Raw genomic sequence first — 24083 nt, forward strand, 5'->3', positions numbered from 1 at the left:
ACCGAACCGACTGACTCCCTCGACGGCTGCGTCACCAGGCCGTCGAGAGTGGGTGCGGGTGTGGTGGCCCGCTCGTCTGAGCTTAACTGCCCAGTAACGAGCGCGCCAGACTTCGGGAGTACCCGAATCCTGTGACCTGGATCGCGGGTCAAAGCGGGCGTTGTGCGCACTAAAGTTGTCGTTATGAACGAAGAGTTGCGGCCGGTGACGGAACGCTTACGGCGGGAGGCCGTCGCGGGAGGAGCCTCGGCGGCGTACGAAAAGCTCCTCGCGACCGACGATCCCGATGCCCTCGCCCGGGTCCTCGTCGAGCCCGCACAGCCTTTGTGGGCCCGCGAGTTGGCCGCGTTCCGGCTCGGCCGCGCCGGTGACCGGAGGGCCTTCGAGTCGCTTGTGCTGCTGCTCAACCACCGCGATCCGGAGCGCTGTGCCGCCGCCGCGCACGCCCTGGCCCGGCTCCGCGATCCGCGCACGGCGCGTGCCGCGGCCGCCCTCGCCACGAATGAACTCCGGGTCGCCTACGCCCTGCACCCGGTCCGGCTGCTCACTTCGCTGCGGGCGCCCGAGTCGGTGCCCGCACTGATCACGACCCTGGAGCGACGGTTGCGGTCCCCCCGTGACCCGTACTGGAAGGTGGCCCTCGCCTGCGTGGAGGGCCTGGGCGCCTTGGGCGATCCGCGCGCGGTATCGGTCCTCACCGCCGCCCAGGCGCACCCGCGGCTCGCGGCGGCGGCCGCGGGGGCGCTGGGGCGGGTGGAGCGGAGCTGAGTACCACCAGCCCGTCCGGCGTTTGAGGACGAGCGTGTTCAGCGCGATCACGGGGGCCTGGGGGGGGAAGCCCTCAGTTTCGGGAAGGGGCGGGGTGGGGGAGAAGACGCCGGACGGGCGTGACCGTTGCCCCGCCCGCCCGGCATTCGACCCGTTACGGCGTCACGGCCGGAAGCCCAACAGTCCATGCAAGGTGGATCCGCTGCCCGAAGCGGTCGGGGAAGCCGCGGACTTCTCCGGCTTGGGGTCCGCCTGTGCCGGACACGTCGCGTCGGCCTCGCCGTGGCCGCGCGGTACCTCGCCGTTCGTGAGGTACGTCGCCAAGTGCTCGTCCAGGCAGGCGTTTCCGCTCAGCGTGACGCCGTGGTTGCCGCCGCCCTCCTCGACCACGAGGCTCGAGCCGTGCAGCTTGTGGTGGACGGTGACCGCACCCTCGTACGGGGTCGCCCCGTCCTCCGTGGCCTGGAAGATCAGCACCGGCGGCAGCTCGGCGTTGGACACGTCCGGCGGGGTGAGCGAACCGGTGGGCCAGAACGCGCACGGTGCGTTGTACCAGGCGTTGTTCCAGGTCAGGAAGGGTGCCTTGGCGTGCGCCAGCCAGTTGTCCTGCCGCCATTGGTTCCAGTCGCGCGGCCACGGCGCGTCCCGGCACTCCACCGCGGTGTAGATCGAATAGCCGTTGTCACCGGCCGCGTCGACCGCCGCGAACTTCTCGTACGCCTGCACCAGCGGACCGGAGTCCTTGTCGTTGGCGTACGCCGCGAATGCCGCGGCCAGCTCCGGCCAGTAGCCGTTGAAGTAGCCACCGGGCAGGAACGTGTCCTCCAGCTCGCCCGCGCCGACCTTCTTGCCCGCGGGCTCCTCGGTCACGGTCGCGCGCATCGCGTACCACTTGGCCTCGACCGCGGCCGGGTCGGTGCCCAGCTTGTACGTCTTGTCATGCTTCGCCACCCAGGCCGCGAACGCCTCGTGGCGGGCCTCGAAGGCGTAGTCCTGGTTGAGGTTGTCGTCGTACCAGACGCCGGTCGGGTCGACGACCGAGTCAAGGACGGCCCGGCGGACCCGGTCGGGGTGCAGCTTGGCGTAGACGGCGCCGAGGTAGGTGCCGTACGAGTAGCCGAAGTAATTGATCTGCTCGGCGCCGAGGGCGGTCCGGATGACGTCCATGTCCTCGGCGGCGCTGACCGTGTCGATGTGGTCGAGCAGCTTGCCGTACTTCTTGCCGCAGGCGTCGGCGAACGCCTTGGCGCGCTTGAGCTGGGCCTTCTCGACGGACGGGCGGTCCGGTACGGAGGCGGGACGCACCGGGTCGAAGTGGCCGGGCCTGCAGTCGAGCGCGGGCTCGCTGGCGCCGACCCCGCGCGGGTCGAAGCCGATCACGTCGTACTGCGCGGCCACCTTCTCGGGCAGCGAGCCCGCCACGAAGCCGGCCAGGCCGAGCCCGCTGCCACCGGGCCCACCGGGGTTGACCAGGAGCGGTCCCTGGTACGTCTTGGCCGTGTGCGGCACCCGGGACAGGGCGATGGTGATCTTCTTGCCGTCCGGCTCGGCGTGGTCGAGCGGGACCTTCACGGACGAGCACTGCAGGGTCGGATAGTCCTCGGTGGCGCAGTCGGTCCACTTCAGGGTCGTGCGCGCCGACGGGGCTCTGGCGGTGGTGCCGGATGCGGGGTCGGCCGCCGACGGCACGGCCGTGACCAGGCCCCCCACTGCCGCGGCGGCGGCGAACAGCGCGACCGTACGTTTTCTCAGCCTTCTCATCTGACCTCCCGGGACGGGGGGTTCGGACTGTGCACACCACAGCCCCCCGCGGCATGGTCCCGGAAAATGGATCACGACATGCGCGTTACGCCGGAACTCGAAGCTTGCTCAGGCCCGGCTGCGGCGGGACCCCGTCCCAGGGGTGGTCAGAGAAGGGTGAGTTGGGTGGCCTCGGGGGCGGGGGAGCCGACCGGCTCGGGCGCCTCGGTCAGCTCGGCCGGGCGGGGCCGGATGCGCCGGGCGGCGCCCGAGTGCGTCGGCCCGATGCCGAACTCCTCGGCCAGCTCGTGCACTTGGCGCGTGATCCGGCGCTGGTACCACTTGGGGGCGTACGCCCCGGCCGCGTACAACCGCTCGTAACGCCGTACGAGATGAGGGTGGTGTGCGGCCAGCCAGCTCATGAACCACTCGCGCGCGCCCGGCCGCAGATGGAGCACGAGCGGCGTGACAGAAGTGGCGCCCGATGCCGCGATCGCCCTTACGGTGGCGCGCAGCTGGTCGGCCGAATCCCCGAGGAAGGGGATCACCGGGGCCATGAGGACCCCGCAGCCGATGCCGTGGTCGGTCAGGGTGCGGACGACATCCAGGCGCCGCTCGGGCGCGGGCGTGCCCGGCTCCACCGTGCGCCACAACGCGTGGTCGGTGAAGCCGACCGAGACGGAGATGCCGACATCGGTGACGTCCGCGGCCTGCCGAAGGAGGTCCAGGTCGCGCAGGATCAGGGTGCCCTTGGTGAGGATCGAGAACGGGTTCGCGTGGTCCCGCAGCGCCTCGATGATGCCCGGCATCAACCGATAGCGGCCCTCGGCCCTCTGGTAACAATCGACGTTCGTGCCCATCGCGATGTGCTCGCCGTGCCAGCCACGGCCCGCGAGCCGGTTGCGCAGCAGCTCCGGGGCGTTGACCTTCACCACGATCTGCGAGTCGAAGCCCAGCCCGGTGTCCAGATCGAGATAGCTGTGCGTCTTGCGCGCGAAGCAATACACGCACGCGTGCGTGCAGCCCCGGTACGGGTTCACGGTCCACTCGAAGGGCATACGGGAGGCGCCGGGCACCCGGTTCACGATCGACCGGGCCCGGACCTCGTGGAAGGTGATGCCGCGGAACTCGGGGCTGTCGAAGGTCCGGGTGGTCACCGCGTCCGCGCCGAAGAGCGCGGCGGCGTCGTTGGCGTCGGTCGTCAGTCTGTCCCAGCGCATGGCGCCTCCTCGGTAGCACTGCCGCACACAATAGAACATGTGTTCCCATGATCGTGCGAGCTGACCGCACCCCTGTCCGGAGGGCTTCGTTCCGGGGGTCACAATGGGGCGGCACGCAGCAAGCACACAGTGGAGGAAGTGCCATGGCACAGGTCGAGGCCGTGACCGAACGGACGATCGCGGCGGAGCCGGACGATGTGTTCGACGCGATCGCCGACTACAAGAGCGTCCGCCCCAAGATCCTGACCGCGCACTTCAGCGAGTACGAGGTGCGCGAGGGCGGTGACGGCGAGGGCACCCTCGTCCACTGGAAGCTTCAGGCCACCAGCAAGCGGGTGCGCGACTGCCTCCTCGAGGTCACCGAGCCGACCGACGGGCAGCTCGTCGAGAAGGACCGCAACTCCTCGATGGTGACCACCTGGACCGTCACCCCGGCGGGTGAAGGCCGGGCACGCGTGGTTGTCTCGACCGTGTGGAACGGGGCGGGCGGCATCGGCGGCTTCTTCGAGAAGACCTTCGCACCGAAGGGCCTCGGCCGGATCTACGACGAGGTCCTCGGGAAGCTCGCCACAGAGGTGGAGTAACGGCGGCGGGAACCGGAGCAACGCCCGGCCGGGCGTCGCTGGTTCGGGTGGTTTCCCGCACCGGGCCCCGTACCGGCCCCGGAACGGACACTCGCCGCCGCGGCGATCAAACCCCCTGATCCGCGCGCTGAGTTGACCCGCCCCGACGGCCAACACCCCACTCACGTACCGCCTTTGAGGCGATCTGATCGGTTCCTTCTCGCTTGCTCGCGTTAGCGCGCGATGCGAGAAATGTGCCGCGCAGAAGCGATTGAGGGGAGCGGTACGTGGGTGGGACGACGCTGGTGAAGGACGGGCGGCCCGGCTCGGCCACCCCCGCCGCACAACCGGCGGAACCCCCCGTTCCACCGCCACCGCCCGGACCGCGCACACCGGACACGGACTCATGATCGGCGTCCAGGCGATCATCGCGGACCTCGTGCCACCCCGCCGACGTGGCCGCTACATGGGCGTGATCGGCGCCGGGTACGGACTTGCCTCCGTGGCGGGCCCGCTGCTCGGCGGCTTCTTCACCGACCACGCATCCTGGCGCTGGTGCTTCTACATCAACGTGCTCTTCGGCCTCGTCACCCTCGCCCTCATCGCCGTCGTCCTGAAACTGCCCAAGCCCACCGCACGCGCCCGCTTCGACATCCTCGGCGCCCTGCTGCCCGGACGGCACGCCGGTCCGGGACGCCGCGGTGACGCTCACGGACGTACGCGGCGAGGTCGTCGCCACCACGCGCAGCGGCCGCGAAGGGGGCCATGTCATCACGGAGTTGGTGGCCGGCGAGTGCACCCTGGCCGCCAGCGCCCCCGCCTTCCGGCCCGCCGCCGCCCCGGTCAGCGTGCAGGCATCCCGCGAGACCCGGCAGGACATCGAACTCGCGGGCGGCGCGGTGCTGCGCGGCACGGTGCGCGCGGGCGGCGGGGCCCGGTGGAGGACGCCCGGGTCACGCTGCTCGACGCGGCGGGCAACGTGGTGGACACGCTCACGACGGGCCCGGACGGCACGTTCCGCTTCGTCGACCTGTCGTCCGGCGAGTACACGGTGATCGCCGCGGGGTACCCACCGGTGGCCACGGTGCTTCAGGTGGCGGGGGGCGGGCGTACGGAGCGGGACGTGCAGTTGGGACACGAGGACTAGCAAAGGCAGCCCGTCCGGCGTTTGAGGACGAGGCCTTTCAGGTCGAAGCGGGGGGTCCGGGGGCGCAGCCCCCAAGTGCGGCAACCCGGCCAACGGCACGGATACATGATCCGGAGGAATTACCGGATTGGGGCCCACGGCAACTTGTTCCAGTCGTACCGTGGTGGTGGCGTTGCAGATCTTCGTGGCGCCACGGGAAGGAGCCCAGAACCATGGAGCGAGCCACTCCGGGTGGCCCGGTGCGGGACCAAGCCGTGACCGGCCGCATTCCCCTGGCCGTGGTCATCGTGGACGGCGCGGGCCTCGTCTCGCACTGGAGCAGCGGGGCCCGGCGCCTGTTCGGTGCCTCGAAGGAGGAGGCGATCGGCCGGCCCGCCCTCGATCTGCTTCCGGTTTCGGGCGCGTTGCCCAAGGACCCGGTTCAATACGGCGGCCGCTACGACGACTTGGGCCCCGACCTGGAGGAGTCACTCGGCGGCCGTACTTCGTACCCGGCCGCGGGCCGTGCCCGGCTCGCCGACCCGACCCCGGGGCGGGACCGCGTGGACGTGCTGTGGTGGGCGTACCCGCTGGTGGGCCCGGGCCCCGAGCGGCTGCTCGTACTCGCCGCGGACGCCGCCCGCCTGCAGCGGGACTCCGCGGAGGCGGGCGCGGTCGAGGAGGACGCCATCGAGCGGATCGCGCCCGGCTTCGCCCTGCACACCGTGTTCTCGGAGTTTCCCGGCTCCGACGAGCTCGCCCGCCGACTCCCCGAGATCCTGCCCAGCATGAGCGTCGGCGAGGGCCTCCGGATCGCCTCGCAGGTGCTCGAACTCGGCTATCCCGTCCTGGAGTTCAGCCAGAGCGAGCGCATTCCGGTGACGCCGGACTGGGGCGTTCCGCGACGCGCCGAGCGCAAGGCACGGCGGCAGCGCGCGGCTGAGGCGGCCGCGGCCGGGCTCCCGGCCACCGACGAGTTGCGCCCCGAGGACACCGCGGCGGACCTGGAGTACGCGGCGGTGCGTGAGCGCCTGGAGTTCCTCAACGAGGTCAGCGGCCGGATCGGCACCTCGCTCGACCTGGCGCGGACCATCGTCGAGGTCAGCAAGGCCGTCGTGCCCCGCTTCACCGATGTGGCGGGCACCTACCTGCGCGAACAGGTCGTCGCGGGCGAGGGTTTCCCCGAAGGCACCCCGGACGCCACCACGTTGTGGCACCGCGTGGCGGTCGAGCACACCGACGAACCCGGCCGCTGGGACGATGTCGTACCGGTCGGCGAGTCCATGCCGTTCCCGGTGCACACGCCGTTCTTCCAGTGCATGACCACCGGACAGCCGGTGCTCGTGCCGCGGATCAGCGAGGAGATGGGCACCCGGATCGCCGCGCAGTTCGAGAAGCGCGACATCCGGCCACTGATCAACAACCGCTCCATGCTCGTCGTACCGCTCAAGGCGCGGAACGTCGTCCTCGGCTTCATGATCCTGCTCCGCCACCCGGAGCGCGTCGAGTTCAACGACATGGACCGGGTCACCGGCGCCGAACTCGCCGCCCGCGCCGGGCTCGTGCTCGACAACGCGCGCATGTACACGTACCAGGAGAACGTCGCCGAGACTCTCCAGGACAGCATGCTGCCGCACATCGCGCCCCGGATGTCCGGCTGCGACATCGCCACCCGCTATCTGCCGGGCACCCTGCTCGGCCGGGTCGGCGGCGACTGGTTCGACTCCGTCAAACTGCCCGGCTCGCGCACCGCGCTCGTCGTGGGCGACGTCATGGGCCACGGTCTCAACTCGGCAGCGATGATGGGCCAGTTGCGCACCGCCGTACAGACCATGGCGGCCCTGGACCTGCCGCCCGCGCAGCTGCTCCGCAACCTCGACGACCTGGCGCAGCGGCTGGGCGAGCAGTACCTGGCGACCTGCCTGTACGCGGTCTACGACCCGATCGCGGGCGAACTCACCCTCGCCAACGCGGGCCACATCCCGCCCGTGGTCGTACGCGCCGAGGACGGCCGCAGCGAGCTCCTCGACCTGCCGACGGGCGCCCCGATAGGCGTCGGTGGCGTGCCGTTCGAGGCCATCCGCGTCCCGGTCGCGCCCGGCGACCGTCTGGTGATGTGTACGGACGGCCTGGTCGAGGTGCGCGGCGAGGACATCGGCGTCGGCCTGGCCACGCTCTGCGAGTCGGCCGCGCACCCGGCCGCCGCGATGGACGACGCCTGCGACGAGATCATCCGCGCCCTCAACACGCGCGGCGGCCGCAAGGACGACGTGGCGCTGCTCATGGCCCGCCTGAACGGCATTCCCGGCGATGCCGTGGTGAGCTGGCGGCTCGCCCTGGACCCGCGCGAGGTCGCCCGTGCCCGCCGCCTGGTGCGCGCCAAGCTGCTCGGCTGGGGCCTCGAAAAGCTCGTGGACACCGCGGAGTTGCTGGTCAGCGAGCTGGTCACGAATGCCCTTCGGCACTCCCACAGTCGGCAGGTGGAACTCCGCCTGGTCCGCTCCGACGTACTGCTCTTCGAGGTGGAGGACGACGACCACACTCTGCCCACACTGCGCAGCGCCGGTCCTGAGGACGGGGCCGGGCGCGGCCTGCGCGTGGTGAGCTCCCTGTCGAGGGAGTGGGGCGCGAGCCGGACGGGAGTGGGGAAGTCGGTGTGGTGCGAGATGACGCTGCCACGCCAGGTGCGGCCAGGCAGGTGAGGAACCCGGATTCGAGGGGGGGCGCTCGTGGATCGAACGATCAGTGAAGGAATGCGCGGGTCGCTTGTCCGCGCTCCCCGCTGGCGGTAGACCGTCCCTACGAGATCTTGCGATGGTCCGTGTCGCGGTACCTGGGGAGCTGGTCATGAGCGCTACGAAGCACAGGGAAGCCTGGGAGGGCTTCTGGGAGCACGCACCGGAGGAAGCGGGAGCGGTCCTCTGGGATGCGGAGCCCCAGCGGGTCGCGGGGCGCCATCTGCCCCTGTTCAGGGAGTACTTCGACGCCGCCCTGCCGGTTGCCGATCTGGGCTGCGGCAACGGCACCCAGACGCGCTATCTGGCCACTCAGTACCAGCGGGTGTACGGCGCCGACCTGGCGGCCGCGGCCGTGGGGCGCGCCCACGCGTCCGACCCGGCGGGCCTGGCGAGCTACCGGCAGCTGGACGCGACGGAGCCCGGCGCGGTCGGGCAATTGCACGCCGAGCTCGGCGACGTCAACGTCTATATGCGCGGCGTCCTGCACCAGAGCCTCCCCGAGGACCGGCAGCCGCTGGTCAACGGCATCGCCACGCTCGTGGGGGAGCGTGGGCGGGCCTTCGCCGTGGAGCTGTCCGAGCAGGCTGGGCAGGTCCTCGCGGGTCTGTTGCGGTCGGGGCAGCCGCCGGTATCGCTCCGGCTTGTCATGGAGTACGGCATCGCCCCTGCCGACGTGGCCGACCAGGCAGTGCCGGAGATGTTCCGGGAGGCCGGGCTTTCCGTGCTCGCGTCCGGTCAACTGCCGCTCGCCACCACGGAGGTCGCGGCCGACGGCGCGCCGATCGAGCTGCCCTCGCGCTGGCTTGTGGTGGGCCGCGCAGACTGAGACAAGGGTGCTGCGGGGGCCGTTGGGCCGGATGGGGCGGTGCCAATGGTCTGGGCCAGTGAGAGTTATCCACAGGCCTGGCCGGGGGGTTCGACGACTTGTACGGTTTCGTTGCATGAAGATCCTCATCAGCGCCGATATGGAGGGCGCCACCGGCGTGACCTGGCCCGCCGACGTGCTGCCCGGGACACCCCAGTGGGAGCGCTGCCGCGCACTGTTCACCTCCGATGTGAACGCCGCCGTGCTCGGCTTCCTCGACGGCGGCGCCGATGAGGTGCTGATCAACGAGGCGCACTGGACCATGCGCAATCTGCTCCTTGAGCAACTGGACGAGCGGGCCCAGATGCTCACCGGACGGCACAAGGCGCTGAGCATGGTCGAGGGCGTGCAGTACGAGGGCGGGCGCGCGGTCGACGGCATCGCCTTCGTCGGCTACCACACCGGGGCCGGTACGGAGGGCGTCCTGGCCCACACCTACCTCGCGAACTCGATCACGGGGGTGTGGGTGAACGGCGTGCGGGCCAGCGAGGGCCTGCTCAACTCCCATGTGGTGGCCGAGTTCGGGGTGCCCGTCGTGCTCGTCACCGGCGACGACCTGACCTGCGAGGACGCCCAGGGGTACGCGCCGGACGCACGGAAGGTCGCGGTCAAGGACCACGTCTCGCGGTACGCGGCGGTGTGCCGGACCCCCGCCCGTACCGCCGCCGAGATCCGCTCCGCGGCCAAGGAGGCGGCCGGGCTCGCGCGACGCCACGAGCCGGTGCGGGGCGGCCCGTTCACCGTGGCCCTCGAATTCGACGCCGAGCACCTGGCCCTGGCGGCCACCGTGGTCCCCGGCGTCGAGCGGGACGGCGAGCGCAGAGTGGCGTATACCAGCGGCACGATGTACGAGGGCATCCGCACGTTCAAAGCGGTCACGACGGTCGTCTCGGCGGCGGTGGAGGAGCAGTATGGCTGACACAGCAGGCCGGGCCGCCGTCGACCAGGGCGCGCTCGACGAAGTGGTGCGCTTCACCTCCGAATTGATCCGGATCGACACCACCAACCGCGGCGGCGGCGACTGCCGGGAGCGGCCCGCCGCGGAGTACGCGGCGGAGCGGCTCGCCGACACCGGACTCGAACCCGTGCTTCTGGAGCGCACCGAGGGCCGCACCAATGTGGTGGCCCGTATCGAGGGCACCGAACGCACGGCCGACGCCCTCCTGGTGCACGGGCATCTGGACGTGGTGCCCGCAGAGGCCGCGGACTGGCAGGTCGACCCGTTCTCGGGCGAGGTGCGCGAGGGCGTCGTGTGGGGGCGCGGCGCCGTCGACATGAAGAACATGGACGCGATGATCCTGGCCGTCGTCCGCGCCTGGGCGCGCGCGGGGGTCCGGCCCCGCCGGGACCTGGTGATCGCGTTCACGGCGGACGAGGAGGCCAGCGCGATCGACGGCTCCGGCTTCCTCGCCGACCACCACGCCGGTCTCTTCGAGGGCTGTACGGAAGGCATCAGCGAGTCCGGAGCCTTCACGTTCCACGCCGCCCCCGGCCTGACCGTCTACCCGATCGCCGCGGGGGAGCGGGGCACCGGCTGGCTCAAGCTGACCGCACGCGGCCGCGCCGGGCACGGCTCCAAGGTGAACCGGTCCAACGCCGTGACCGCGCTGGGCGCGGCCATCGCCCGGATCGGGGCGTACGTCTGGCCGGTGCGGCTGACCCCGACGGTGCGCGCGGCGCTCGCCGAACTCGCCGCGCTGCACGGCGTGGAGACCGACACCACCGACAGGGACCTGGACGTGGACGAGCTGCTCGGCAAGCTGGGCCGGGCCGCGTCCCTGGTCGAACCCACCGTGCGGAACAGCACCAACCCGACGATGCTGCAGGCCGGTTACAAGATCAACGTGATCCCGGGCGAGGCCACCGCCTACGTCGACGGGCGCTTTCTGCCGGGCGCCGAGGACGAGTTCCGGGCCACCCTGGACCAGCTGACCGGGCCGGACGTGGACTGGGAGTTCCACCACCGCGAGGTGGCCCTCCAGGCGCCGGTGGACTCGCCGACGTACGCGAAGATGCGGGCCGCCGTCGAGGAGTTCGCGCCCGAGGGCCATGTCGTGCCCTACTGCATGTCGGGCGGCACGGACGCGAAGCAGTTCTCCCGGCTCGGCATCACGGGGTACGGCTTCTCGCCGCTGAAGCTGCCCGAGGGCTTCGACTATCAGGCGATGTTCCACGGGGTGGACGAGCGGGTGCCCGTGGAGGCCCTGCACTTCGGGGTCCGGGTCCTTGACCGATTTTTGCGAACGGCCTAGGGGGGACGGGGGAAGACCATGATGCGCACGCTGCCGTACGGCGCTTGGGCGTCGCCGATCGACGCGGCGCTCGCCGCCACGCACGACGGGCGGCCCGAGTACGTCGGGTTCGTGGGGGACGAGGTCTGGTGGACCGAGCCACGGCCCACCGAGGGCGGCCGCCGGGCCCTGGTGCGGCGCCGGGCCGACGGCCCGGAGGAGACCGTGCTTCCGGCCCCGTGGAACGTACGCAGCAGGGTCATCGAGTACGGCGGCGTGCCCTGGGCCGGCACCTGGCACAGGAACGGCCCGCTGATCGTCTTCGTCGACTTCGCCGACCAGCGGCTCTACGCATACGAGCCGGACGCGCCCGGCACCGCGCCGCGCCCCCTCACCCCCGTCTCACCGGTCGGCGGCGGACTGCGCTGGGCGGATCCGCAGCTGCACCCCGAGCGGGGCGAAGTGTGGTGCGTCCTGGAGGAGTTCACCGGGGACGGCCCGGGCGACGTACGACGCGCGGTGGTAGCGGTGCCCCTGGACGGCTCGGCCGCCGACGACCGGGGCGCGATCCGCGAACTCTCCGACGGCCGCCACCGCTTCGTCACCGGCGCCCGCCTCGCCCCGGACGGCCGCAGCGCCGCCTGGATCGGCTGGAACCATCCGCATATGCCGTGGGACGGCACGGAGTTGGTGGTGGCGGAGCTCGCCGGAGACGTCGTGAGCGAGGTGCGGACCGTGGCCGGTGGGGTCGGCGAGTCCATTGCCCAAGTCGACTGGGCGGCCGACGGGTCGTTGGTGTTCGCCTCGGACCGGAGTGGCTGGTGGAACCTGTACCGGGCCGAGCCGCGGGGCGGGGCGGTGCGGCTCTGCCGCAGGGAGGAGGAGTTCGCCGGGCCGCTGTGGAAGGTGGGCCTGCGCTGGTTCGCGCCGCTGGAGAGCGGCCTGATCGCCGTTGTGCACGGTCGGGGCGCCACGGCGCTCGGCATCCTCGACCCCGAGACCGGCGAGGTGGTGGACGCCGCGGGCCCCTGGACCGAGTGGTCCCCGACGCTCGCCGTGCACGGCAGCCGGGTCGTCGGCGTCGCGGCGAGCCCGCGCAGCGCGTACGAGGTGGTGGAGCTGGACACCGCGACCGGGCGCGCGCGGGTGATCGGCGCGGAGCACGACGACCCGGTGCACCCGACGTACTACCCGGAGCCGCAGATCCGCACCTTCACCGGGCCGGACGGCCGGGAGATCCACGCCCACGTCTACCCGCCGCACAACCCCGGCCACCGGGCGCCCGACGACGAGCTGCCGCCCTTCGTGGTCCGGGCGCACGGCGGGCCCACCGACCGGGCCCCGCTCGTCCTCGACCTGGAGATCGCCTACTTCACCTCACGGGGCATCGGCGTCGCCGAGGTCAACTACGGCGGCTCGACCGGGTACGGCCGCGCCTACCGCGAGCGGCTGCGCGAACAGTGGGGCGTCGTGGACGTCGAGGACTGCGCGGCCGTCGCGCGGGGCCTGGCCGACGAGGGCACCGCGGACCCCGACCGCCTCGCCATCCGCGGGGGCAGCGCGGGCGGCTGGACGGCGGCGGCGTCCCTGGCGACCACGGAGGTGTACGCGTGCGGGACCATCGTGTACCCCGTGCTCGACCTGACGGGCTGGGCGAGCGGCGGAACGCATGACTTCGAGTCACGCTATCTGGACTCTCTCGTAGGCCCGTTCCAGGAGGTGCCGGGGCGCTACCGGGAGCGGTCACCGGCCCACCACGCCGAGCGGATCACCGTGCCGTTCCTGCTCCTCCAGGGCCTGGACGACGTGATCTGCCCGCCCGAGCAGAGCGAGCGGTTCCTGGAACGGATGGCCGACCGGCAGGTCCCGTACGCCTATATCGCCTTCGAGGGAGAGGGCCACGGCTTCCGCCGAGCGGACACCATGATCCGCGTCCTGGAGTCCGAACTCTCCCTGTATGAGCAGGTATTCGAGCTGAAGACGCTCGACATCCCGAAGCTGGAGCTCACCAAGTGACCCGGGAGCGGGCCGGACTCAGGCGTCCGGAGCGGCTTGTCGCGGGGGACCGGGTGGCCGTGGTGGCGCCGAGCGGGCCGGTGCCCGAGGAGCGGCTGCGGGCGGGGGTCGGACTGTTGCGGGGCATGGGGCTCGAACCGGTCGTGATGCCTCATGTGCTCGACGCACACCCGGAGTTGGGGTATCTCGCCGGGTCCGATGCCGACCGGGCGCGGGATCTGCGGGACGCCTGGTGCGACCCGTCGGTGGCGGGGGTGTTCTGTGCCCGGGGCGGGTACGGCGCGCAGCGCATGGTGGAGCTGCTCGACTGGGAGGCGATGCGGGCCGCGGGCTCCAAGGTGTTCCTCGGGTTCAGCGATGTCACCGCGTTGCACGAGGCGTTCGCCGTCCGGCTCGGCCTGGCCACGCTGCACGGGCCGATGGTCGCGGGCGCGGACTTCTTCGCCAGTGAGCGGGCGCGGGAGCAGCTGCGGGCCACGCTGTTCGAGCCCGAGTCGGTGCGGAAGCTCACCGGCGGGCGGACCCTCGTGCCAGGGCGCGCCGAGGGCGTCACGCTCGGCGGCTGCGCCTCGCTGCTCGCCGCGGAGCTCGGCACGCCGAGGGCGAGGGCCTGTGCGCGTGGGGGCCTGCTGTGTCTGGAGGACACCGGCGAGGAGCCGTACCGGATCGACCGGATCCTCACCCAGCTCCTCCGCTCCGGCTGGCTGGACGGCGTCGCCGGGGTGCTGCTCGGGTCCTGGGTGGAGTGCGGCCCGTACGGGGAGGTGCGGGCGGTCTTCGTGGACCGGCTCGGCGGACTCGGGGTGCCGGTGGTCGAGGAGTTCGGCTTCGGGCACGGTCACGATGCGTTGACCGTACCTCTGGGCGTACCGGGGATCCTTGATGCGGATGTGGGTGAACTGACGCTGGAGATACCGGCGTTGAGGGAGCGGGAGGTGTCTGGCGTGCGTGGCTGACGTGCGGGCCGAGCCTGTCGTGCGTGCGGTCTCTGACGTGACTGACGTCCCTGACGTGCCCGACCTGGCTGATTGCTTGATGCGCCGTCAGGAACCCGCCTTCACTGAATCTCCCTCGAATGCCCGGTTTTTCACTCTGCATGACCATTGACCCCCTGCTGACACGTGCCACACGATAAGCGCGCTCACGGACATACCGTGGGTAATCAGCCTCGGTGTGGAGGTCCCGCGTGCCCCCGGTCCACGCTCGTGTCCGTTACCGGAAACCGATGGCGGCAGTGGTCGGTGCCGCGCTTCTCGCCCCGCTGACCTTGGCGGCGCCCGCTCGCGCAGCGGACCCCGCGAGGGGTGAAGTCACGGTCAGCGCACTGAAGTTCACGGTCGACGCGGGCGGCAAGAGATGCGTCGTCGACGCAGACCTGCACCGTCCCGCCGGGGTCGACGCCGAGCACCCCGCGCCCGCCGTGCTCACCACCAACGGCTTCGGCGGCAGCAAGAACGACGGTGCCACGGCCGCCATCGCGCGGGCGTTCGCTGAGCGTGGCTATGCCGTCCTTGCCTACTCGGGGCTCGGTTTCGGCAAGAGCGGCTGTCCGATCTCGCTCAATGATCCGCGGATCGACGGCAAGGCGGCCTCGAGCCTGATCGACTTCCTGGCCGGTACGCGGGCCGCCGACGACGGCACCCGCGTGGACTTCGTCCGGAGCGACGGCGACGGTGACCCGAGCGTGGGGATGATCGGCGGCTCGTACGGCGGCTCCATCCAGATGGCGACGGCCTCGCAGGACCGCCGCGTCGACGCGCTCGTGCCGCTGATCACCTGGAACGACCTGGCGTACGCGCTCGACCCGAACAACACCGCACAGCACAGCGGCGTCTCGTCCGACACCCCGGGCGCGTACAAATACCAGTGGACCAACGGCTTCTTCGTGATCGGTGAGGCGCAGGGGCTGCTCAACCCGAGTCTCGACCTGTCCCGGCTCGGCGGCTCCGGCTGTCTGCACTTCGTCGCCGAAGCCTGTGAGACCAAGCGGCTCCTCGACACCCATACGTACCCCGCCGACCGCACCGCGCGGATGCTCGCCTATGCGCGCTCGGTGTCCCCGGTGTCGTATCTGCACCGGGTCCGCACGCCCACGCTGCTCATCCAGGGCCAGGCCGACACGCTGTTCAATCTCAACGAGTCCGAGGCGACGTACAAGGCGCTCAAGAAGCAGGGCACCACCACCCGGATGATCTGGCAGTCCTGGGGGCACAGCGGAGGCATGACCGATCCGGCGTCCGGTGAGCTCAACCTGGGCGCGGGCAACCTGGAGACCTCGTACGTCGGGCGGCGCATCCTGGCCTGGTTCGACCACTACCTGTGGGACAACAAGGGCGCCGACCTGGGGCCGAACCTCGCGTACTACCGGGACTGGCAGCCCACCGAGGACGCCTACGCCACCGCGTCGGAGGTGCCCGCGCTCTCGCAGAAGCTCTATCTCTCCGGCGACGGCAAGCTGGTCGACAACCGGTCCAAGGTGGCGCGTGGCAGCCGCGAGTACCGCAACCGGCTCTGGCCGACCAGCCACTCGGAGAACCCCGTCGTGAACTCCATCGGCCTGAACGACCCCGCGCCGAGCGACGGCAAGGGCACGTATCTCGGCTGGACGACCGAGCCCCTGACCGAGGCCACGGACGTGGTCGGCGCTCCCAGGGTCACGCTCAAGGTGGTCTCTCCCGAGGCGGAGAAGTCCCAGAACTCCGGGGACGCGGCCGATCAGCTCGTGCTCTTCGCCAAGCTGTACGACATCGCGCCCGACGGCACGAAGACGCTCGTGCACCGTCTGATCGCCCCCGCGCGGGTGCCCGATGTGACCCGGGAGTTCACGGTGACGCTGCCCGGCATCGTGCACCGGTACGAGAAGGGCCACCGGCTCCAGTTCGTGATCGCGGCGAGCGACGACGCGTACTACGGGAACCGTGGGATCAAGTCGGTGACCGTCACCAGTGAGCCGAACGACACAGGTGTCCTTGAGCTGCCCGTGGTGCGATAGGGGGATGAGCCCGAACCGCACACGCGGCTACCTCGCCGCAGGGCCCCGCGTCGCCATCAGGCACCTCGCCTACGCCGACAGCGGGGCCTTCGTCGCGCACGCGCGGGAGAGCCGCACGCTGCACCATCCCTGGCTGGCGCCGCCGCTGACCGCCGCGGACTTCGCGGTGTACGCGAAGCGGCTGATCGACGAGCCGGACCGGGTCGGCTTCCTGATCTGCGAGCCGGGCGACGCAGCCGTAGGTGGTACGGGCGAGCGCATCGCCGGGTTCGTCAACATCAACAACATCGTCCGGGGCGCCTTCCAGTGCGGCGCCCTCGGATACGGGGCCTTCGCACACGCGGCGGGGCGCGGCCTGATGACCGAGGGGCTCGGGCTTGTCATCCGGTACGCCTTCGGGCCCGCGATGGGCCTGCACCGTCTGGAGATCAACGTCCAGCCGGGCAACGCCCGCTCCATCGCGCTCGCCCAGCGCTGCGGCTTCCGATACGAAGGCTTCTCGCCGGACTTCCTGTTCATCAACGGCGCCTGGCGGGACCACGAACGGTGGGCGCTGACCCAGGAGATGTTCGAGATGCTCGACGAGATGCCCTGGGACGTGCCCGGAGAGGGGCCCGAGGACGTGCCCTGGGACGTGCCCGGGGAGTCCTGAGAAGACCGGCGGCCCCCTGGTCAGTACCGCACGCAGCGGGTTCCATGGTCGGGTGACGACGATCCGACGTGACGTACTGACGCTGCCCGGCGCCGAGTTGGGCCCGGAGAACCCGCTGCCCCCACTGCGCACCCTGCACGAACAGCACACCCTCGACGAGCGGGACCGGGCCGCGCTGCCGCGCGAGATGGCCCGGCAGATCGGGTACGAGCCGCTGCGTGGCGTGCTGCCCGTGCGGATCCTCGACGGGTACGGACGCGACCGCGCGCCGATCGACCTGGACACGATCGTGATCGAGAACGACCGGCTGCGGGCCACCGTCCTGCCGGGGTTCGGCGGCCGCGTGCACTCGCTCGTGCACCTGCCGTCCGGGCGCGAACTGCTCTACCGGAACCCGGTGTTCCAGCCGGCGGACTTCGCGCTCAACGGCGCCTGGTTCTCCGGCGGCATCGAGTGGAACATCGGCGCCACCGGGCACACCACCCTCTCCTGCGCGCCCGTGCACGCCGCGCGCGTGCCCGCGCCCGACGGCGGCCGGATGCTCCGCTTGTGGGAGTGGGAGCGGCTGCGTGACCTGCCGTTCCAGGTGGATCTCTGGCTGCCCGACGGCTCCGACTTCCTGTACGTCGGCGTCCGCGTCCGCAATCCGCACGATCGGCCCGCGCCCGTGTACTGGTGGTCCAATATCGCCGTCCCCGAAGAGCGCCGCGTGCTCGCCCCCGCCGAAGGGGCCTGGCACTTCGGGTACGAGCGCAGCTTGAGCCGGGTGCCGGTGCCCCGCGACGCGACCGGCACCGACCGCACGTACCCACGCAGCAGCACCTACCCGGCCGACTACTTCTACGAGCTGGACGACGGGGAGCGGCGCTGGATCGCCGCGCTCGACGACGAAGGTGACGGGCTCGTACAGACCTCCACCGATGAGCTGCGCGGCCGCAAGCTCTTCCTCTGGGGCACCGGCGCGGGCGGCCGCCGCTGGCAGCGCTGGCTCACCGAACCCGGCACCGGCGGCTATGCGGAGATCCAGGCCGGGCTCGCCCGCACCCAGCTCGAACACATCCGGCTCGACCCGGAGAGCGAGCTCACGTGGCTGGAGGCGTACGGTCCGCTCACCGCCGCACCCACCGCCGTGCACGGGGACGACTGGGCGGCCGCCCGCGCCGAGGTCACCAACCGCCTGGAGGCCGCACTTCCGCGCGCGGCGGTCGACGCGGCCCACGCCGCCTGGCGCCCGTACGCCGACACCGAACCCGGCGAGCGGCTCGCCCAGGGCTCCGGCTGGGGCGCCCTCGAGGTGCTTCGCACCGGGGTCAAGCTGCCGGGCACACCGTTCGACGAGGCCACGCTCGGCGACGTACAGGCCCCGTGGCTCGAGCTGTTGCGGGGCGGGGCGTTCCCGCGGCCGCGTGAGGTCGTGCCGCCCGGTCCGACCCTGGTCGCGCCCGGGTGGCGGGACATGCTGGAGACAGCGCCCGCCGAGCCGCTCACCGAGTACCACCTCGGGGTGGCCCAGTGGCACGCCGGTGACCGCGCGCAGGCGGTACGCAGCTGGGAGCGCGGCCTCGAATGCCGGGCCCCGACCCCGGCCCCGTCCCGCTGGCCGTTGCTCCGCTGCCTCGCGGCCGCCGACGTGGCGACGGGCCACCGGGAGCGGGCCGCCGACCGGTACGCCGAGGCGTTCGACGACCTGTGCGCCGAGCGGCGCGGCGGCCCGGAGTGGGACGCGGTCACCGGGGCGCTCGGCCGCGAGGCGATCGAGGCGCTGCTATGCCCCGACCTGGCCGCCGACCGCACCGCCGAGGTGCGCCGGGTGTGGCAGCGGCTCACGCCCGAGCACCGCGAGCGCGGCCGCTTCCGGCTCCTCGAGGCGCAGTTGCTGCTCGCCGAGGGCGAACGGGACGCGGCGCGGGCGCTCTTCGACGCCGGGTTCGAGGTGGCCGACCTGCGGGAGGGTGCGGAGGTGCTGGCGGAGACGTGGGCGCGGATCACGGCGGATCCGCTGCCCGAGGAGTACGACTTCCGGATGCGGCCGTGAGACAGCGGCCGCTTCCCCGTGCCGCGGGGCCCCGGCGCCGCGCGCTTCGCCGAGGGCAGAACGACGGGGCCGGTGCGATCGGCGTATCCGCTCATATCCTGAACGGGTGACGACCAACGCGACGCCGAACGAAGCCCGCCGGACCGCCGATGTCATCCCGCTGCGCCCCGACCCCGCCGCTCCCGTCGCCCCCGCCGCCCCGGGCGCTCCCGGCGGCAAGGAGCCGCTGTGGCGGGACCTCGTCGGAGACGTCCTACGGCGTGAACGGCAGGCGCAGGAGCGCACGTTGAAGGACGTGGCCGACGAGGCGAGGATCTCCATGCCGTATCTCTCCGAGGTCGAGCGCGGCCGCAAGGAAGCCTCGTCCGAGGTCCTCGCGGCCGCCGCCCAGGCGCTCGGGCTCGGCCTCGGGGATCTACTGGCCCGGGTGCACGGGGAGTTGGTGCGCAGCCGCCCGGTGAGCTCGATCAGCTCGGTGAGCCGCGCGACGACCCGGGCCACCACGTCTCAGGCGACGACCACGCGCTGCCAGCTCCGCCTGGTGGCCTGACGACAGGACCTAGGGGGAGACACCCCCTAGGCCGCGGCCGCCGCGAACGGCCGCCGACGGGAGAGCACTTCGTCCGCGAGGCCGTACTCCACCGCCTCCTGCGCGGTGAAGACCTTGTCGCGGTCCATGTCGGCGCGGAGTCGCTCCGTGTCGTGCGGGGTGTGCCGGGCGAGGACCTCCTCGATCTGGGAGCGGATCCGGAGCATTTCCTTGGCCTGAAGGCTCAGATCGGAGACCGTGCCCTGTCGCCCGCCGCTCGCGGGCTGCCCGAGCAGCACCCGGGCGTGTTCGAGCACGAACCGCCGCCCGGGGTCGCCGCCCGCGAGCAGCACGGCCGCGGTCGAGGCGGCCTGGCCGACGCAGTACGTGGCGATGGGCGCGGTCACGAAGGTCATCGTGTCGTAGATCGCCATGAGCGAAGTGATCGAGCCGCCGGGCGAGTTGAGGTAGATCGCGATCTCGGCCTCGGGGTTGGCGGACTCCAGGTGGAGCAGTTGCGCGATGACGACATTGGCGACGCCGTCGTCGATCTCGGTGCCGAGGAAGATGATCCGCTCCGAGAGGAGCCTGCTGAAGACGTCGTACGACCGCTCGCCCTGCGGGGTGCGCTCGACGACATGCGGAATCGTGTACTGGCTCATGTCAGACCCCCAGTCCCATCGGCCGACGGTCGGCGGCCGGGCGTACGTCCGCGAGGGACTCCACGACGTGGTCGACCATGCCGTATTCCTTGGCCTGTTCGGCGGTGAACCAGCGGTCGCGGTCGCCGTCGCGGGCGATGGTCTCCTCGCTCTGGCCGGTGTGCTTCGCGAGGAGCTCCTCGGTCCGCTTCTTGGTGAACTCCAGGTTCTCCGCCTGGATCGCGATATCGGCGGTGGTGCCGCCGATCCCGCCGGACGGCTGGTGCATCATGATGCGCGCGTTGGGCAGCGCGTACCGCTTGCCGGAGGTGCCGACGGTGAGCAGGAACTGGCCCATGCTCGCGGCGAAGCCCATGGCGAGCGTGGCGACGTCGTTGGGGATCAGGCGCATCGTGTCGTAGATGGCCAGGCCCGCGGAGATCGAGCCGCCGGGGCTGTTGATGTAGAGCGCGATGTCGGTGCGCGGGTCCTCGGCGGAGAGCAGCAGCAGCTGGGCACAGACCCGGTTCGCGGAGATATCGTCGACCTGGCTGCCGAGGAACACGATGCGCTGGCCGAGGAGTTGGGCGGCCAGGTGGTCGTCGAAGCGGTTCGCGGGAGTGTCGCCGTCCTCGGCGAGCCTTACGGGCGGTTGCATACGTCCTCCTTGGTTCGTACGGCGTGGTCGTACGCCGTCGGCGTCGTCGGTGTGTCCACCTTCGGCGCCGACGAGGAGGTACGTAAGAGATCTTGGCCGTGAGCAGATCTGCCCACGGCAGAGCGAGCGGATCGGACGAGCTCAGGCTCAGGCGGCGGAGCCGTCACCCTTGCGGTCGGCGTACTCGAAGACCGAGCCGTCCGGGTGCAGGGCGATCAGGTTGCGGCCGAGGGGGGTGGGCACCGGGCCCGCGATGACCTTGGCGCCGGACTCGTTGAGGAGCGTGTACGCCTCGTCGACATCGTGGACCGCGATCGTCGCCGCGACCTTGCGCAGTACGTCGATCTCGGCGGCCGGTCCGCTCATCAGGAGGAAGCAGCCGACCGCCGCGACGGACACCCCGCCGCGCTGGAAGCGCAGCGCCTCGGAGCCGGTGAGCCGCTCGTAGAACGCGACCGAAGTGTCGAGATCGTCCACGCATACGCGCAGCGTGGTTCCCAGAATTTCCATGGGGACGAGGGTAGTTGGCGCGAAGCGCCCGGGGGAGGTGACCGGGGGAGGTGATCGCTTCGCGGGATCTTCGCGGGATCGTCAGACCCGGCAGAGGATCTCGGCGTTCAGGACCGCGAACCAGCCGTCCGGGCAGCTGCCCCACTCGCGCCAGGCCTCGGCGATCGTGTTCAGGCCGTCGGGTGTGGTGTGGCCGCCGGAGACGGCGATCCGGCCGTAGCGGGACGCCGTCGTACGCTCCGCCCACAGGTCGCTCCACCAGGCCCGCTCCTCCTCGGTGCTGTAGCACCAGGCGGAGGCGGTCGCCGTGATGTCGGTGAACCCGGCCTCCAGGGCCCAGGACTTGAGGTAGCGGCCGGCGTCCGGCTCGCCCCCGTTGGCCCGCGCCACCTCGCGGTACAGGCGCACCCAGTCGTCCAGGCCGGGCGCCGCCGGGGACCAGGTCATCGCGGCGTAGTCCGCGTCCCGCACCGCGACGAACCCGCCCGGCCGCACCACCCGGCGCAGCTCGCGCAGCGCCCCCACCGGGTCGCTCAGGTGCTGAAGCACCTGGTGGGCGTGGGCCACACAGAAGGTGTCGTCCTCGTACGGCAGCGCGAGCGCGTCGGACGTCTCGAACTCCACGTTGTCCAGGCTGCGTTCGGCCGCCGTGGCGCGGGCCCGCTCCAGGACGCCCGGATCGGCGTCCACGCCGACCACCCGGCCCTGCGGGACCCGTGCGGCCAGGTCGGCCGTGATCGTGCCGGGACCGCAGCCCAGGTCCAGGATCCGCATGTGCGGCTTGAGGGAGCCGAGCAGATACGCGGCCGAGTTCTCGGCGGTGCGCCAGGTGTGGGAGCGGAGCACGGAGGGGTGGTGTCCGTGCGTGTACGCGGCGGTGTCGGCGGCCTCGGGTGCGGTCATGGCCGGGCTCCTTCCGGGAGAGGGCGACAGATCGACCGTACGTGATCGTTTTGAATAATGAGACCTGCGTCTTGTTATTTGGACTGGGGCTGGCTCGCCGTTGTGCGGGAGCCGTGGGTACGGAAACTCGTTTGCCGCCCCACGTCCCGCCCGCTCACAATGCGTAACCATGGGACATCTGGAAGCCGCGCACCTCGAGTACTACCTGCCGGACGGGCGCGCCCTGCTCGGCGACGTCTCCTTCCGGGTGGGCGAGGGCGCGGTCGTGGCCCTCGTCGGGCCGAACGGCGCGGGCAAGACGACCCTGCTCCGGCTGATCTCCGGCGAGCTGAAGCCGCACGGCGGCACCGTCACCGTGGGTGGCGGACTCGGCGTGATGCGCCAGTTCGTCGGGTCGGTACGGGACGAGTCCACCGTCCGTGACCTGCTCGTTTCCGTCGCCCCGCCGCGCATCCGGGAGGCCGCGGCGGCCGTCGACGCCGCCGAGCAGGCCATCCTCACCGTCGACGACGAGGCCGCCCAGATCCAGTACGCCCAGGCCCTCGCCGACTGGGCCGAGGCCCGCGGCTACGAGGCCGAGACGCTCTGGGACATGTGCACCACGGCCGCGCTCGGCATCCCGTACGACCGCGCCCAGTTCCGCGAGATCCGCACCCTCAGCGGCGGCGAGCAGAAACGCCTCGTCCTGGAGGCCCTGCTGCGCGGCACCGACGAGGTGCTGCTCCTCGACGAGCCGGACAACTACCTCGACGTCCCCGGTAAGCGCTGGCTGGAGGAGCAGCTCGACCAGACCCGCAAGACCGTGCTCTTCATCTCGCACGACCGCGAACTGCTCGCCCGATCCGCCGACAAGATCATCAGCGTGGAGCCGGGACCGGCCGGGGCCGACGCGTGGGTGCACGGCGGTGGCTTCGCCACGTACCACGAGGCCCGCCGGGAGCGGTTCGCGCGCTTCGAGGAGCTGCGCCGCCGCTGGGACGAGAAGCACGCCCAACTGAAGAAGCTCGTTCTGAACCTCCGTCAGGCCGCCTCCATCAGCGACGTGATGGCCTCACGGTACTCCGCCGCGCAGACCCGGCTCCGCAAGTTCGAGGAGGCCGGGCCGCCGCCCGAGCCGCCCCGCGAGCAGGACATCACGATGCGGCTGCACGGCGGCCGTACCGGCGTAAGAGCCGTGACCTGCAAGGGACTTGAGCTCACGGGTCTGATGAACCCCTTCGACCTGGAGGTCTTCTACGGCGAACGGGTCGCCGTGCTCGGCTCCAACGGCTCCGGCAAATCACACTTTCTGCGGCTCCTCGCGGGGGACGAGGTCGCGCACACCGGGGAGTGGAAGCTGGGCGCGCGCGTCGTGCCCGGGCACTTCGCCCAGACACACGCGCACCCCGAGCTGTTCGGCCGTACGCTCCTCGACATCCTGTGGCGCGAGCACGCCCAGGACCGCGGCGCCGCGATGTCCCGCCTGCGCCGGTACGAGCTGACCGGACAGTGCGAGCAGCCCTTCGACCGGCTCTCCGGCGGCCAGCAGGCCCGCTTCCAGATCCTGCTCCTCGAACTCGCGGGCTGTACGGCGCTGTTGCTCGACGAGCCGACGGACAACCTTGACCTGGAGTCGGCCGAGGCGTTGCAGGAGGGGCTCGAGGCCTTTCAGGGGACGGTGCTTGCGGTCACGCATGACCGGTGGTTCGCGCGGGCCTTTGATCGGTATCTGGTGTTCGGCGCGGACGGGAAGGTGCGTGAGACGGCGGAGCCTGTGTGGGACGAGCGGCGGGTGGGGCGGGCGCGGTAGGAAAATCAAGCCCGTCCGGCGTTTGAGGACGAGCGCTCCCCCAAGCTCTCAACTGCGTTCGAGCAGGGAGGTACCCCCCTGCGCGATATCTGCGGCGGGGTCCGGGG

19 protein-coding genes and 2 pseudogenes are annotated in these 24083 nt (G+C 71.5%); 15 read left to right on the plus strand and 6 right to left on the minus strand.

The genetic code is table 11. The features are described from left to right. The first annotated feature begins 183 nt into the window (after positions 1–183). Positions 184–768, plus strand: a complete 585-nt coding sequence (locus ACWD10_RS19045) for an adenylosuccinate lyase (protein ID WP_451092341.1) — start codon at positions 184–186, stop codon at positions 766–768. Between the two features lie 162 nt (positions 769–930). Here ACWD10_RS19045 and ACWD10_RS19050 read toward each other — a convergent pair whose 3' ends face one another. Both ACWD10_RS19050 and ACWD10_RS19055 read right to left on the minus strand, forming a co-directional pair. After that, a complete protein-coding gene (locus tag ACWD10_RS19050) occupies positions 931–2520 on the minus strand; it encodes an alpha/beta hydrolase (protein WP_451092389.1) in 1590 nt (529 codons plus the stop codon). Between the two features lie 155 nt (positions 2521–2675). Next, entirely contained in the window at positions 2676–3728 is a 1053-nt protein-coding gene (locus ACWD10_RS19055; RefSeq protein ID WP_451092343.1) for an Rv2578c family radical SAM protein, read from the minus strand. Positions 3729–3871: 143 nt separating this feature from the next. Here ACWD10_RS19055 and ACWD10_RS19060 point away from each other — a divergent pair, with 143 nt between their 5' ends. From ACWD10_RS19060 to ACWD10_RS19120, 13 genes and pseudogenes are all read left to right on the plus strand, one after another. Beyond that, positions 3872–4312, plus strand: coding sequence for an SRPBCC family protein (locus ACWD10_RS19060; protein WP_451092345.1), 441 nt, complete (start codon positions 3872–3874; stop codon positions 4310–4312). A gap of 385 nt (positions 4313–4697) precedes the next feature. Next, positions 4698–4919, plus strand: a pseudogene (locus ACWD10_RS19065) (MFS transporter); the annotation flags it as partial. A 46-nt stretch (positions 4920–4965) separates the two neighbouring features. Then, positions 4966–5438 (plus strand): annotated as a pseudogene (locus ACWD10_RS19070) (carboxypeptidase regulatory-like domain-containing protein); the annotation flags it as partial. A 212-nt stretch (positions 5439–5650) separates the two neighbouring features. Next, positions 5651–8119 (plus strand): SpoIIE family protein phosphatase, encoded by a 2469-nt coding sequence (locus ACWD10_RS19075; protein WP_451092391.1) that lies wholly within the window; start codon positions 5651–5653, stop codon positions 8117–8119. 145 nt (positions 8120–8264) lie between these two features. Continuing rightward, positions 8265–8981, plus strand: a complete 717-nt coding sequence (locus ACWD10_RS19080; RefSeq protein ID WP_451092347.1) for a methyltransferase domain-containing protein — start codon at positions 8265–8267, stop codon at positions 8979–8981. 115 nt (positions 8982–9096) lie between these two features. Further along, positions 9097–9939, plus strand: a complete 843-nt coding sequence (locus ACWD10_RS19085; protein WP_451092349.1) for a M55 family metallopeptidase — start codon at positions 9097–9099, stop codon at positions 9937–9939. Then, entirely contained in the window at positions 9932–11272 is a 1341-nt protein-coding gene (locus tag ACWD10_RS19090; RefSeq protein ID WP_451092351.1) for a M20/M25/M40 family metallo-hydrolase, read from the plus strand. Before ACWD10_RS19085 ends, ACWD10_RS19090 begins: the two co-directional genes overlap by 8 nt. Positions 11273–11293: 21 nt before the next feature. Next, on the plus strand, positions 11294–13267 hold the full coding sequence (locus tag ACWD10_RS19095) for a prolyl oligopeptidase family serine peptidase (protein WP_451092393.1): 1974 nt from the start codon (positions 11294–11296) through the stop codon (positions 13265–13267). Next, on the plus strand, positions 13264–14223 hold the full coding sequence (locus ACWD10_RS19100; protein WP_451092353.1) for a S66 peptidase family protein: 960 nt from the start codon (positions 13264–13266) through the stop codon (positions 14221–14223). Before ACWD10_RS19095 ends, ACWD10_RS19100 begins: the two co-directional genes overlap by 4 nt. A gap of 269 nt (positions 14224–14492) precedes the next feature. Then, entirely contained in the window at positions 14493–16259 is a 1767-nt protein-coding gene (locus tag ACWD10_RS19105; RefSeq protein WP_451092355.1) for a CocE/NonD family hydrolase, read from the plus strand. Positions 16260–16263: 4 nt separating this feature from the next. After that, positions 16264–16911 carry a GNAT family N-acetyltransferase gene (locus ACWD10_RS19110; protein WP_451092357.1) on the plus strand — a complete coding sequence of 216 codons (648 nt, stop codon included), beginning with the start codon at positions 16264–16266 and terminating at the stop codon, positions 16909–16911. 52 nt (positions 16912–16963) lie between these two features. Beyond that, on the plus strand, positions 16964–18946 hold the full coding sequence (locus ACWD10_RS19115; protein ID WP_451092359.1) for a DUF5107 domain-containing protein: 1983 nt from the start codon (positions 16964–16966) through the stop codon (positions 18944–18946). A 106-nt stretch (positions 18947–19052) separates the two neighbouring features. Next, a complete protein-coding gene (locus ACWD10_RS19120; protein WP_451092361.1) occupies positions 19053–19496 on the plus strand; it encodes a helix-turn-helix domain-containing protein in 444 nt (147 codons plus the stop codon). 26 nt (positions 19497–19522) lie between these two features. Here ACWD10_RS19120 and ACWD10_RS19125 read toward each other — a convergent pair whose 3' ends face one another. The 4 genes from ACWD10_RS19125 to ACWD10_RS19140 all read right to left on the minus strand — a co-directional run bounded on the left by ACWD10_RS19125 (position 19523) and on the right by ACWD10_RS19140 (position 22187). Next, positions 19523–20137, minus strand: a complete 615-nt coding sequence (locus ACWD10_RS19125) for a ClpP family protease (protein ID WP_451092363.1) — start codon at positions 20135–20137, stop codon at positions 19523–19525. 1 nt (position 20138) lies between these two features. Next, entirely contained in the window at positions 20139–20774 is a 636-nt protein-coding gene (locus ACWD10_RS19130) for an ATP-dependent Clp protease proteolytic subunit (protein WP_451092365.1), read from the minus strand. Between the two features lie 147 nt (positions 20775–20921). Beyond that, positions 20922–21284: a VOC family protein gene (locus tag ACWD10_RS19135; RefSeq protein ID WP_451092367.1), complete on the minus strand. Its 363-nt coding sequence runs from the start codon at positions 21282–21284 to the stop codon at positions 20922–20924. Between the two features lie 81 nt (positions 21285–21365). Continuing rightward, a complete protein-coding gene (locus ACWD10_RS19140; RefSeq protein ID WP_451092369.1) occupies positions 21366–22187 on the minus strand; it encodes a methyltransferase domain-containing protein in 822 nt (273 codons plus the stop codon). A gap of 169 nt (positions 22188–22356) precedes the next feature. Between ACWD10_RS19140 and ACWD10_RS19145 the strand changes: the two genes are divergently transcribed. Continuing rightward, positions 22357–23976 carry an ATP-binding cassette domain-containing protein gene (locus ACWD10_RS19145; RefSeq protein WP_451092371.1) on the plus strand — a complete coding sequence of 540 codons (1620 nt, stop codon included), beginning with the start codon at positions 22357–22359 and terminating at the stop codon, positions 23974–23976. Positions 23977–24083: the final 107 nt, after the last annotated feature.

Source organism: Streptomyces sp. NPDC002851 (assembly GCF_053591935.1).